Source organism: Flavobacterium sp. B167r, assembly GCF_056824315.1.
This window is the reverse complement of record NZ_CP124859.1, coordinates 1-12,432: the sequence shown is the minus strand read 5'-3', so window position 1 is coordinate 12,432 and position 12,432 is coordinate 1. Positions and strand designations below refer to the sequence as shown.

At 33.1% G+C, this 12,432-nt stretch carries 12 protein-coding genes; 2 read left to right on the top strand and 10 right to left on the bottom strand.

What is annotated here, in order from left to right; genetic code table 11:
- The first annotated feature begins 3 nt into the window (after positions 1–3).
- Complete coding sequence (gene mltG, locus QLQ96_RS00060; protein ID WP_482493645.1) at positions 4–1,044, top strand: endolytic transglycosylase MltG; 1,041 nt, start codon at positions 4–6, stop codon at positions 1,042–1,044.
- A 483-nt stretch (positions 1,045–1,527) separates the two neighbouring features.
- On the top strand, positions 1,528–2,166 hold the full coding sequence (locus tag QLQ96_RS00055; protein WP_482493643.1) for a peptidoglycan-binding protein LysM: 639 nt from the start codon (positions 1,528–1,530) through the stop codon (positions 2,164–2,166).
- A 40-nt stretch (positions 2,167–2,206) separates the two neighbouring features.
- On the opposite strand, the gene scpA is transcribed toward QLQ96_RS00055, so the two are convergent.
- The 10 genes from scpA to dnaA all read right to left on the bottom strand — a co-directional run bounded on the left by scpA (position 2,207) and on the right by dnaA (position 12,432).
- Positions 2,207–4,330, bottom strand: coding sequence for a methylmalonyl-CoA mutase (gene scpA, locus QLQ96_RS00050; protein WP_482493641.1), 2,124 nt, complete (start codon positions 4,328–4,330; stop codon positions 2,207–2,209).
- Between the two features lie 43 nt (positions 4,331–4,373).
- On the bottom strand, positions 4,374–5,738 hold the full coding sequence (locus QLQ96_RS00045) for a methylmalonyl-CoA mutase subunit beta (protein ID WP_482493639.1): 1,365 nt from the start codon (positions 5,736–5,738) through the stop codon (positions 4,374–4,376).
- A gap of 14 nt (positions 5,739–5,752) precedes the next feature.
- Positions 5,753–6,085 (bottom strand): FtsB family cell division protein, encoded by a 333-nt coding sequence (locus QLQ96_RS00040; RefSeq protein WP_482497001.1) that lies wholly within the window; start codon positions 6,083–6,085, stop codon positions 5,753–5,755.
- A 195-nt stretch (positions 6,086–6,280) separates the two neighbouring features.
- Positions 6,281–6,889, bottom strand: coding sequence for a uridine kinase (gene udk, locus QLQ96_RS00035; RefSeq protein ID WP_482493638.1), 609 nt, complete (start codon positions 6,887–6,889; stop codon positions 6,281–6,283).
- A gap of 263 nt (positions 6,890–7,152) precedes the next feature.
- Positions 7,153–8,034, bottom strand: a complete 882-nt coding sequence (locus QLQ96_RS00030; protein ID WP_482493637.1) for an SDR family oxidoreductase — start codon at positions 8,032–8,034, stop codon at positions 7,153–7,155.
- A 74-nt stretch (positions 8,035–8,108) separates the two neighbouring features.
- A complete protein-coding gene (locus tag QLQ96_RS00025; protein ID WP_482493636.1) occupies positions 8,109–9,236 on the bottom strand; it encodes a methionine aminotransferase in 1,128 nt (375 codons plus the stop codon).
- The gene (locus QLQ96_RS00020; protein WP_482493635.1) at positions 9,229–9,729 is read right to left on the bottom strand and encodes an energy transducer TonB; all 501 of its coding nucleotides are present in this window, start codon (positions 9,727–9,729) and stop codon (positions 9,229–9,231) included. The genes QLQ96_RS00025 and QLQ96_RS00020 overlap by 8 nt, the downstream gene beginning before the upstream one ends.
- A gap of 23 nt (positions 9,730–9,752) precedes the next feature.
- Positions 9,753–10,466, bottom strand: coding sequence for an SAM-dependent methyltransferase (locus QLQ96_RS00015; protein WP_482493634.1), 714 nt, complete (start codon positions 10,464–10,466; stop codon positions 9,753–9,755).
- Positions 10,467–10,528: 62 nt separating this feature from the next.
- The gene (locus tag QLQ96_RS00010; RefSeq protein WP_482493632.1) at positions 10,529–10,996 is read right to left on the bottom strand and encodes a low molecular weight protein-tyrosine-phosphatase; all 468 of its coding nucleotides are present in this window, start codon (positions 10,994–10,996) and stop codon (positions 10,529–10,531) included.
- Positions 10,997–11,004: 8 nt separating this feature from the next.
- Positions 11,005–12,432, bottom strand: a complete 1,428-nt coding sequence (dnaA, locus tag QLQ96_RS00005; protein ID WP_482493630.1) for a chromosomal replication initiator protein DnaA — start codon at positions 12,430–12,432, stop codon at positions 11,005–11,007.

The following is a 12,432-nucleotide window of genomic DNA, read 5'->3' as shown; positions in this document are numbered from 1 at the left end:
GCTTTGAGTCTAAAAAAAATAATCACAATAAGTGCCGTAGCCATAATTTCAGTGTTATTGATTTATGGTTTTATTTTAATCAATAAAATTTTTAGTTCTAATACTAAATTCGAAGAAAAAGAGGTATACATTTATGTACCTACAGATGCGAATTACGCTGATGTGAAAAAGATTTTAGCGCCTTACGTAAAGAATTTTGACAACTTCGAAATGGTTGCAGAAAAAAGAGATTATCCGCAAAATGTAAAATCGGGTCGTTTTCTTTTAAAGAAAGACATGAACAATATCGACTTAGTGCGAGCAATGCGTTCAAATATTCCTGTGAAATTGGTTTTTAATAATCAAGAACGTTTAGAGAATTTTGCTGGAAGAATCGGCAAAGAAATCGAAGCGGACAGTTTATCTTTATTGAAAGTTATTAGAGATTCTACTTTCTTAGCTGCAAACGGATTTAATGAAGAAAACGTTTTTGCAATGTTTATTCCAAATACGTATGAAATTTATTGGAATACTTCGGCAGAGAAGTTCCGTGATAAAATGATTAAAGAATATCACAATTTCTGGACGCCTGAAAGAATTGAAAAAGCAAAAAAACAAGGTTTAACTCCAGTTCAGGCTACAATTTTAGCTTCAATTGTTCATAAAGAATCAGTAAAAAAAGATGAAAGACCCCGTATTGCTGGTGTTTATTTAAATCGTTTGCGTTTAGAAATGCCTTTACAAGCAGATCCAACCGTTATCTATTCTTTAAAATTAAGAGACAATAATTTCGATCAGGTTATTAAACGAGTTTTTTACAATGACTTGTTAATGAGGTCACCATATAATACTTATGTCAATAAAGGACTTCCTCCTGGACCAATTGCAATGCCTGATATCACAGCTTTAGAAGCAGTTTTAAACCCAGAGAAGAACGATTATATTTATTTCTGTGCAAGCGTTGAACGTTTCGGATATCATGAATTTGCAGCGACATTAGCAGAGCACAATGTAAATGCAAAAAAATATTCTGACTGGATCGCTAGTCAGGGAGTAACAAGATAATTTTCTTAAAAAAGAAAAAAACGAAAAAACCGAAGTCAATTTAGCTTCGGTTTTTTTGTTTCAAATTTCCAGTAAAATTATTTTTCATTCAAAAATTATTGAATTATTATTTTGACCTTTTTTGAGTATAGAGTTTTTAAAATTTAAACATTATTCGCTTCAAAATTTTATAATATTCAAAAACTCATTTTCAAAATTGGCACAAAATAAACTACTTTTGTGTAGTTTTTTTCTTTCTTTTCATGCAGATTTACTTAAAATTAATATAAAATTGATTTTTTTTTGACCCAAAATTTCCTTTTTCAAGGTAAAAAAATCGTTACTAAAATCTTTCGGAATCCATTACTATATCTGGGACGAAAGCGAATCTCGTTTTTTCTTAAAAAATGTTAAATAGCTGGTTTTTAGCATATTTTGAAAATGTCTTATCTTTGCACCGTAGAAATTTTAAGAGAGTGACAGTGTCTTGAAGAAAAACAATTTATGATAAAGAAATGGTATTTTTATGCGAGTTTAGTCGTTATTATTACATTTTTAAGTTTGGGATTTATTCCCTCAGAAAAGGAAACCAAACCTTGGTTTTTAATTGAAAAAACAGATGGATCAGAATATATTTTTCCATCGAAAGAAAAAGATGATTATCCAAACACAAATGTCCCATACACAGGAAATCATCTAATAGGATTTAAAGAAGCAGTAGCTTTTAAAGAATCTCAAGGGCAATACAGACTAGTAAATTCCCTTGGTTATATGGGTAAATATCAATTTGGTTCTAAAGCTTTAAGAGCAATCGGAATTAATGATAATAAAGCCTTTTTAAAAGATCCTGCTCTACAAGAAAAAGCATTTATGGCTTTGTTAGCCAAAAACAAATGGATTTTACGTAACGAAATTAAAAGATACGAAGGTAAAATCATCAGTGGTATCGAAATTACCGAATCTGGAATTTTAGCAGCAGCGCATTTAGGTGGTGCAGGTTCTGTAAAGAATTTTTTCAAAAATAAAGGAAGCAGACATTTTAGAGATGCTTTTGGAACTTCTTTGAAAAGCTATATGAGAGATTTTGCAGGTTACGATCTTTCTTTTATAGAAGCAGATAGTAACGCAACAGTAAACGACTAAACTAAGAAAAAGAAAAATCCCTCACTAGAGGGATTTTTTTTTAATCTATTAAAGCTTCTAAGATTTTTATTGCGGCTTCACTTATTTTAGTTCCTGGCCCAAAAACAGCTGATGCTCCTGCATCAAACAGAAATTGATAGTCCTGTGACGGAATTACACCGCCTACAATTACCATTATATCATCTCGTCCGTGTTTTTTAAGTTCTTCAATAACCTGCGGAACCAAAGTTTTGTGCCCAGCCGCAAGAGATGAAACTCCTAAGATGTGAACATCATTTTCTACCGCTTGTTTTGCTGCTTCGGCTGGAGTTTGAAATAACGGACCAATGTCAACATCAAAACCTACATCGGCGTAGCCAGTTGCAACAACTTTTGCACCTCGGTCGTGACCATCTTGTCCCATTTTTGCAATCATAATTCTAGGACGTCTTCCTTCTTGTTTGGAAAAAACGTCTGCTAATTGCTTTGCTCTTTCAAAATTCTCGTCGTTTTTTATTGCTGCACTATACACTCCGCTAAAAGATTTAATTTGTGCTTTAAAACGACCAAAGACAGTTTCCAAGGCATTACTAATTTCGCCTAATGTAGCTCTATTTCTTGCGGCTTCAATTGCGATTTCTAATAAATTGCCTTGTCCCGTTTGTGCACAAAGGATTAATTTTTCTAGTGACTTATTTACTTTTTCAGAATCTCTCTTTTGTTTTATTTCTTCAAGACGTTCCACTTGTTGTTTGCGAACTAATTGATTGTCTACATCTAAAATATCTAACGGATCTTCTTTTTCTAAACGATATTTATTTACGCCGACAATAATATCTTGTCCGCTATCAATTCTGGCTTGTTTTCTTGCCGCAGCTTCTTCAATTCGAAGTTTCGGAATTCCAGCTTCAATTGCTTTTGTCATTCCACCCAATTCTTCGACCTCTTCAATTAGCTTCCAAGTCTTTTCAACGATATCATTAGTCAAACTTTCAACATAATAACTTCCAGCCCAAGGATCTACCGTTTTAGTCATTTTGGTTTCTTCCTGAAGGAATATTTGAGTATTTCGAGCAATTCGAGCAGAGAAATCTGTTGGAAGTGCAATTGCTTCATCTAGAGCATTGGTGTGAAGAGATTGTGTTCCTCCAAAAACTGCCGCAGAAGCTTCGATGCAAGTTCTGGCCACATTATTAAAAGGATCTTGTTCTGTTAAACTCCACCCACTCGTTTGGCAATGTGTTCTTAAAGCTAGAGATTTATCACTTTTTGGGTTGAATTGTTTTAGCAATTTAGCCCAAATCATACGTCCGGCTCTCATTTTGGCAATTTCCATAAAATGATTCATTCCGATTGCCCAAAAGAAAGATAATCTCGGAGCAAAATCGTCAATCGTCATTCCAGTTGATAATCCAGTTCTAATGTATTCTAAACCATCTGCTAAAGTATATGCTAATTCAATATCTGCCGTTGCGCCTGCTTCTTGCATATGATATCCTGAAATCGAGATCGAATTGAATTTCGGCATTTTTTTGCTCGTAAATTCAAAAATATCAGCAATAATTTTCATTGAAGGAGTTGGAGGATAGATATAGGTATTTCGTACCATAAACTCCTTTAAAATATCATTCTGGATTGTTCCTGCTAATTTTTCTGGAGCAACGCCTTGTTCTTCAGCCGCAACAATATAAAAAGCCATGATTGGTAAAACAGCGCCATTCATGGTCATAGAAACCGACATTTCGTCTAAAGGAATCTGATCGAAAAGCACTTTCATGTCTTCGACAGAATCAATTGCAACACCTGCTTTTCCGACATCGCCCACAACTCTTTCGTGATCAGAATCATAGCCGCGATGTGTTGGAAGATCAAAAGCAATGGAAAGTCCTTTTTGACCTGCGGCTAAATTTTTTCTATAAAAAGCATTACTTTCTTCTGCTGTGGAAAATCCTGCATACTGGCGAATTGTCCACGGACGTCTGACATACATTGTTGCATAAGGTCCGCGTAAGTTTGGTGCAAAACCAGCTCCGAAATCAAGAAATTCTAAATCTTCGATATCTTGTTCCGAATAATTTCTTTTGATTTCAATTCCTTCAGCTGTCGTAAAGTTTTCAGCAGAATCAACTTCTAACTTCTGACTTTTAACGTCTAACTTTATATGTTTAAGGTCTTTTCTAATCATTGAGACACTTTTTTTGATTTTTTAATTAATTACTTTTAAGAGATTATTCCAATTCTAATCTTTCTTGCTCCATTTTCTCTGCCAATCTCTTTTCTATTATTGGCGTAATTAATGTTTTTCTTGGTTTTATTTTTACAAAAGGAAACAATTCTAAATCGTGTTTCATTCTGTCTTCTTTGTTCGGATATTTATTGGTACCTAATAAAATTTCTTTTTTAGAATCGAATAATTCTTGTTCTTTATTAGCACTTTCCTGAATTTTCTTTTTGATTGTCCCATCATTCAAAAGTTTCAAGAATCCACCATTGGCTTCAATATCTTTAAATAAAGTCAAACTTTTTTCAGCCAATTGCATGGTTAAACTTTCAATATAGTAACTTCCGTCTGCTGGATTATTTACTTTATCGAAATAACTTTCATGCTTTAAAATCAAAAGCTGATTTCTTGAAATTCGATCTCCAAATTCATTGTCTTTGTGGTACAAAGAATCATATGGTAAATTGGCAATGGCATCTGCACCTCCCAAAATTGCCGACATACATTCAGTTGTTGTGCGCAACATATTTACGTTGTAATCGTAAATCGTTTTGTTTCGTTTTGTTGGCGTTACCAAAAAATGACATTTTATTTTTGAATTATACTCAGAAGCAATTAAATCAAAAAGCATTCTAAGTGCGCGAAGTTTGGCAATTTCGAAGAAATAATTTGTTCCAACAGAAATTTGAAAAACAATAGATTTTGCAGTATCAGCAAAACGGTTTAAATATTCGTTTGCATGGGCCAAACTATATGCAATTTGTTGTGTAATGTTTGCGCCTGAATTTTGATACAACCCTAAATCGACAGATAATAGATTTAAATTGGTTGTGCTTTTAAAGAGTAAATCTAAAGTATCGAAGTTATTTTTTTCAGAAGTGCTAAACCAATTTCCTTCTCTTGCTAATTGCCCAATTGGATCAAAATTGCAATAGAAATTGGCTTTTTTCTGAATCGAAATAGTGTCTAATTTTTTAACGAAATCGATTGAGATAAAATTGAAATTAAAGTAAACGGTTTTGTTTTCTAAAGGAAGATTAGCTAGTAATTTTTCAATATCAATTTTATCATTTTCGATCGTAAAACGAAGACTTTCTGCACCTCTTTCTAGAGTGTTTAAAGCACGTTCGATAGATTTTTCAACATCGAAAACAAAGATATTTTGGCAGATTTTAAAATCTGAGGCTTGCGTATTTATATTTGCTGCTTTTGTAAATTCGTCGCTATGATAAAAAGGTTTTACCTGAATATCTTCTGGAGAATTCCAAATAACAGTCTGATTGTAATCGGCTCCATCCAATTCAAACTGAATTTTTTGTTTCCATTGTTTGGATGAAATCGGATTAAAATCGTCGAATAGGTTAGTGGCCATTGTATTTTGTTTGATTATTCTTTTTCTTGAATGGTATCTCCTTCAAATTGAATGATGTAAATATCTTCGCTGTCTTTTTTCATAAAATACTTTTCGCGAGCGTATTTCTCAATCTGTTCAGGGTTTTTGAGCAATTTGATCTGCTCTTGATCTTTTCTGATTTCTTCCTGATAATACTTTTTATTATCTTGAAGTTCATGAATTTGCTCATCTAAAAAGCGATGGTCAAAATAGGAATAATTGTCTAGAAATAACATCCAAACTATAAAAAACATCGAAACCCAAACATATTTGTTTCCAAGATATTTAAACCATTTTTTGTCTTTGTATGGATTTTTGAATTTCATTTTAAACGAATATTTCTTTTGAATTTGAGTGTTGTCTTTAGCCACGATTACTTCACTGATTTTATTTTTTATTTGTGTTCAGTGAACTTCGTTTGAGCCGATATCCTTTTTTATGGCTTTTTCTCTCATAAAAAAGATAAAGGCGAAAGCGGGGAATCAGCTCCTAATTATTATGGACTAAATTTACGATAAAAATTATAAAATTCTCTGATTAATTACAGCCCGAACTACGTCAATTGCTACCGTATTGTATTTGTCATTCGGGATGATAATATCTGCAAAAGCTTTAGAAGGTTCTATAAATTGCTCGTGCATAGGTTTTAAGGTTGTTTGGTAACGGTTTAAAACTTCATCGATATCACGGCCTCGTTCAGAAATGTCTCTTTTTAAACGACGAATTAATCTCTCGTCAGAATCAGCATGAACGAAGACTTTAATATCAAACATATCTCTCAATTCAGGATTTGTAAGGATTAAAATGCCCTCAACAATCATTACTTTTCTTGGATGTGTAGAAACAGTGTCGTCAGTTCGGTTGTGTTGGATAAAAGAATAAACTGGCTGATCAATTGTTTCGCCTGCTTTTAGTGCTTTTAAATGTCTAACCAACAATTCGAAATCAATCGCTCTCGGGTGATCAAAATTAATTAATGCTCTTTCGTCAAAAGACAAATTTGTAGTTTCTTTATAATAAGAATCTTGAGAAATTACCCCAACTTCTGTATGTGGCAACTCGTTCATGATTTGGTGTACTACTGTTGTCTTTCCACTTCCTGTTCCTCCTGCAATTCCTATAATGAGCATAAATTTGATGTTATAATTTGTTTCGCAAAAATAATAATTTAACTGAATCGCTAAACATATTATCTGTTTTAAACCATATAAGTAATAGAAGTAAATTTAAGCAGAAAAATTTTTAAGTAAATTGGTACTTAACTGAACTTATATTACTTATATGGTTAAAATGTTTGTTTTTATCATAAAAAAAATCCCGAAAGTAAATCTTCGGGATTTCGTGCAATCAGTATAGTTTTAAAAAATATTCTGAATTTAGTAAGCACTTGTAATTATTTATTCTTTTTTGCTTTTATCATCATTTCAAGCTGATCCCAAAGTTCTTCTGGAATTGCTTCTAATAAATTGAATTGTCCAGCGCCTTTTAGCCATTCACCTCCATCAATCGTGATTACGTCTCCGTTGATATAAGATGAAAAATCAGAAACTAAATAAGCAGCTAAATTTGCCAATTCTTGGTGATCTCCAACTCTTTTTAATGGTACTTTTTTAGCCATATCAAATTTTTCTGAAAGATCGCCTGGCAATAATCTGTCCCAAGCTCCCTTTGTAGGGAATGGTCCTGGAGCAATGGCATTAGAACGAATTCCGTATTTTGCCCATTCTACAGCAAGACTTCTTGTCATTGCTAGAACCCCAGCTTTTGCCGTAGCACTAGGAACAACATAAGCAGATCCTGTCCAAGCGTAGGTGGTAACTATATTTAAGATTGTAGACGAAGTTTGTTTTGTATCAATCCAGTGTTTTCCAAAAGCTAGTGTACAGTTTTTAGAACCTTTAAGTACAATATCTATCACAGTATCAAATGCATTTGCCGATAATCTTTCGGTTGGCGAAATAAAATTTCCTGCTGCATTATTTAAAAGAACGTCTACTTTTCCAAAAACTTTTAAAGTTTCCTGAAGCATATTTTCTACTTCTTCATAATGGCGAACATCGCATTGCAGAGGAAGACACTTGCCTCCAGTTTGGCTTTCCAGTTCGGCAGCTGTAGTTTTTAACTTTTCTAGATCTCTAGAAGTTATGGCTACTTGAGCTCCTAATTCGAGAAAATATTTGGTCATAGCTTTTCCTAGACCACTTCCGCCGCCCGTAACGACAATAACTTTGCCTTGTAAAGCATCGTCACGTAACATTTTATCTGTATAGCTCATATTTTTCTTTTTTTACAATATTAATTAAAAAAATAGGATGCACGCATAATATTGTTATAAAATTTTAATAAACTTTATATTTTGCATATTTTTTTTGCGGCAGATTCAAGTGTGAAATCATCTTTGGCGAAACAAAAACGAATTAATTTTTGATCTTTATGATCGGAGTAAAAAGTAGAAATTGGAATTGCAGCCACTCCGTGATCAATAATTAGATTTTTACAGAAAGTAACGTCATCTTCATTTGAAATGTTTGCATAAGAAGCAACTTGAAAATAAGTTCCTTCGCAAGGTTTTAATTCGAAACGGCTGTTTTGAAGGAGTTTCTGAAAATAATCTCTTTTTTCCTGATAGAATTTTCCAAGTAAATTAACATCAACAACATCTAAATATTCGTTGATAGCAAATTGCGAAATGCTGTTTACACTGAAAACCAAAAACTGATGTACTTTTTTGATCTCTTTCATTAAATGTTCTGGTGCAATGGTATAGCCAATTTTCCAGCCCGTGATATGAAATGATTTTCCGAAAGAAGAAACCATAACACAGCGATCTAAAAGAAAATCTTTAGTATGTGCAGAAATATGCTTTTCTTCGAAAGTAATGTATTCATAAACTTCATCAGAAAGAATAATGATACCTGGATATTTTTCAATAAGATTTTTTAGCTGAACAAAATCATTTTCGGTTAAAATTTTCCCCGTTGGATTATGCGGATTGTTGATAATCATCATTCTGGTTTTAGCAGAACAAGCTTTTTCAATCGTTTCCCAATTTGGGGTATAATCATCATTTAAAGGAACTCGGACCGGTTTTGCTTTGCAAAGTAAAACCGGAGATTCATAAGAATCATAACTCGGATCGAGAATTACCACTTCATCATTTTCTTTTACTAAAGCTAAGATAGTGGTAAAAATTCCTTGTGTAGCTCCAGCTGTAACCAAAAGTTCTGTATCTGGATTAATGCTTCTATTATAAGAGCTCTGAGTTAACGTCGCAATTTTGTTCATCAATGGAGGATAACCTGCCATTGGCGTATATTGGTGAACATTTTCTTTCGCTAATCTCGCTACAATATCAGTCAGTCTTTCGTCAACAGGAAAATTCGGAAATCCTTGAGAAAGATTTATTGCATTGTATTCGGTTGCCATTTTTGACATTACCGTAAAAATGCTTGTGGTTACGTTTGGGAGTTTACTCATGAGTTGTATTTATTGGGATCGTTAAGTAGTAACGAACTCTCACAAGTTTGTTATTGTGTTTTCCGGGAAACCATTTTGGACATTTTTTAAGAACACGGATTGCTTCGTCTCCTGTACCAAATCCTATATCTCTTGTGATTGTTATATCACTGAGTTTGCCATCTTTTTCTACTATAAAATTTACCTTAACATCTCCTATTAGTTCTTCTTCTTCGGGATATTTATAATTTTGCCTAATAAATTTATGGAGTTTTTCAATTCCTTTTTCAAATTCGGGTTTTACATCTATGGAGTCAATATTGTATACTTCGGTGTCTTCCTTTATTTTAATTTCGGTATCGTCGGCATTTGTATTTACTTCCGATGAAGAATTGCTAAAGTCCTTGTCTTTAGTTATATTATGTTCTGTGTTTTTGTCTTTTGGAACTTTCTTTTCTGGTGAAGAAATGCAGTGTGATAATGCAAGGAATAGAAGAGCTGACATTCTTTTCATAAAAAAAAGATTTATAAATTAATTTACATTTTATGAATAATAAAAATCGCAGGACGCTTATCAATATCAATTTTTAATTTTTTCCAATCAGAAACCTTCATCGTTTTAATGAACTCTGTTGGAAGCGTAATATCTGCCGCAATGCAAAGATGTGTTGACGGATTTAAAATCTGCAAAAGATCTTCAATCAGTTTATTATTTCTGTATGGCGTTTCAATAAATAGTTGCGATTGGTTTTTGTCCTGAGATAATTTTTCAAAATGACGAATTGCCGACTTTTTCTCATCTTTGTCAATTGGCAAATATCCGTTGAAAGTAAAACTTTGCCCGTTCATTCCAGAAGCCATCATAGCCAATAGGATAGAAGATGGACCAACCAAAGGTACAACTTGAATTCCTTTTTCATGAGCCAATTTCACAATTGCAGCGCCTGGATCTGCAACACCTGGGCAGCCAGCTTCACTCATTAATCCCATGTTTATTCCTTCTAATAAAGGTTTTATGAAATCTAAATGCTCGCTGGTTTCTGTTCTTTTGTTTAAAGTGAAAAGAACCAACTCTGATTGTTTTTTTTCTGGATAAACTGCTTTAATCGATTTTCTTGCAGTTTTGTCGTTTTCAACAATATAATGGTCGATAACTTCTATCGTTCTTCTAACAGTTTGAGGTAAAACATCCATCGGATCGCTTTCGCCCATTGTGGTTGGAATTAAATATAGTTTTCCGAAAGATTTCATAATGCGTTTTGTTTTAAATTAAAAAATTCAATTATCTCTCTTTTAGAAACAATTGAATTGAATTAGGAGTGTTTTCTAAGTAATTGATCAGCAATTAGATCAGTTACTTCGTCTAGCATTTCGTAAACGTTATCAAAACCGTTTGCAGAGCCATAATAAGGATCTGGAACATCGACATTTTCGTTTGGAAATAAGTCGTTTAAGATTAAACGAATTTTATTTTTATGTTCTGGAGTTTTTGCTAAATGAACTACATCACGAAGATTTGAATTATCCATTACATAAATATAATCGAATTCATCAAAATCAGAAACCTTAATCTGTCTCCCTTTTTGTGCGCTAATGTTTATTCCGTTTTTTCTAGCGACTTCGATAGAACGTTTATCAGGGCAATGTCCAACATGCCAAGAGCCTGTTCCAGCAGAATCAACTAAAAATTTATCTTCGGGAAGCTTCGAGGCTAAAATACCTTCTGCTAAAGGAGATCTGCATATATTTCCTAAACAAACCATTAAGATTTTTACAGGCATGGTGCGTCTTAAAGCGTTAGTTTTTTATTAATGTCTTCAACAAATTTTTTGAATTGTTTGTCTGTAGAAACTAAATTGTCAACTGTTTTACAAGCGTGAAGAACAGTTGCATGATCGCGATCTCCAATCTGTGAACCAATATTTGCTAAAGATGCTTTAGTGAATTTTTTTGCAAAGAACATTGCTAATTGTCTTGCTTGTACAACGTGCCTCTTTCTAGTTTTAGATTGAAGTGTTTCAATGTCTAACTGGAAATAATCTGAAACGATTTTTTGAATATAATCGATAGAAATTTCTCTTTTTACATTTTTAACAAACTTCTCAACTACGCTTTTTGCCAAATCAATTGTAACTTCTTTTTTGTTGAAAGAAGATTGAGCGATTAACGAAATGATCGCGCCTTCAAGCTCTCTAACATTTGATTTGATGTTACGGGCAACATATTCTAAAATATCTTCTGGCATTTCTACACCATCACGGTATAAAATGTTTTTTAAGATTGAGATACGAGTTTCGTAATCAGGCTGATGTAATTCTGCGGATAATCCCCATTTGAAACGAGATAATAATCTTTGCTCGATATCCTGCATATCAACAGGAGCTTTATCTGAAGTTAAGATTACTTGTTTTCCGTTTTGGTGCAAATAGTTGAAAATATGGAAAAATACATCTTGCGTTCCTGACTTTCCTGATAAAAACTGAACGTCATCAATAATTAAAACATCGATTAACTGATAAAAATGAATAAAATCATTACGATTATTCTTTTTTACAGAATCAATGTATTGCTGTGTAAAAATCTCAGCAGAAATATATAAAACGGTCTTTTCCGGATACTTATCTTTTACTTCTACACCTATAGCATGTGCTAAGTGTGTTTTTCCTAAACCAACTCCTCCAAAAATTAATAATGGATTAAATGAAGTTCCTCCTGGTTTGTTCGCAACCGCCATACCCGCAGAACGAGCTAAACGGTTAGAATCTCCTTCTAAGAAATTGTCAAAACTGTAGTTCGGATTTAACTGAGACTCAATTTTTAAATTTCTAATTCCAGGAATTACAAAAGGATTTTTTAGTTCAGGATTTAAGTTTTTAAACGGAGCATCAACCTCTTGCGGTTTCATTGGCACTCTGTTGGAACTTGGCAGCTGCTCGGTAAACGGCTGTTTGTTTCCATAAGTGTTCTCCATTTTAATTTTATAGAGTAACTTTGCGTTTTTTCCCAGTTCTTTGGTAAGCGCAACTTTCAACAATTTTACGTAGTGTTCTTCTAGCCACTCGTAGAAAAATTTACTTGGAACTTGAATGTATAACGCGTTATCGGTTAGCTCAACTGATTTGATTGGTTCAAACCAAGTTTTATATGCTTGGTCTTGAATATTATCCTTTATAAAGGACAAACAGTTTTCCCATACCGATTGAGCAGTTTTAGTCAT

Bases quoted from the DNA above. Each gene is read 5' to 3' on its own strand.
- QLQ96_RS00055 (WP_482493643.1), top strand. From the start codon at position 1,528: ATGATAAAGAAATGGTATTTTTATGCGAGTTTAGTCGTTATTATTACA.
- scpA (WP_482493641.1), bottom strand. From the start codon at position 4,330: ATGATTAGAAAAGACCTTAAACATATAAAGTTAGACGTTAAAAGTCAG.
- QLQ96_RS00045 (WP_482493639.1), bottom strand. From the start codon at position 5,738: ATGGCCACTAACCTATTCGACGATTTTAATCCGATTTCATCCAAACAA.
- QLQ96_RS00040 (WP_482497001.1), bottom strand. From the start codon at position 6,085: ATGAAATTCAAAAATCCATACAAAGACAAAAAATGGTTTAAATATCTT.
- udk (WP_482493638.1), bottom strand. From the start codon at position 6,889: ATGCTCATTATAGGAATTGCAGGAGGAACAGGAAGTGGAAAGACAACA.
- QLQ96_RS00030 (WP_482493637.1), bottom strand. From the start codon at position 8,034: ATGAGCTATACAGATAAAATGTTACGTGACGATGCTTTACAAGGCAAA.
- QLQ96_RS00025 (WP_482493636.1), bottom strand. From the start codon at position 9,236: ATGAGTAAACTCCCAAACGTAACCACAAGCATTTTTACGGTAATGTCA.
- QLQ96_RS00020 (WP_482493635.1), bottom strand. From the start codon at position 9,729: ATGAAAAGAATGTCAGCTCTTCTATTCCTTGCATTATCACACTGCATT.
- QLQ96_RS00015 (WP_482493634.1), bottom strand. From the start codon at position 10,466: ATGAAATCTTTCGGAAAACTATATTTAATTCCAACCACAATGGGCGAA.
- QLQ96_RS00010 (WP_482493632.1), bottom strand. From the start codon at position 10,996: ATGCCTGTAAAAATCTTAATGGTTTGTTTAGGAAATATATGCAGATCT.
- dnaA (WP_482493630.1), bottom strand. From the start codon at position 12,432: ATGACTAAAACTGCTCAATCGGTATGGGAAAACTGTTTGTCCTTTATA.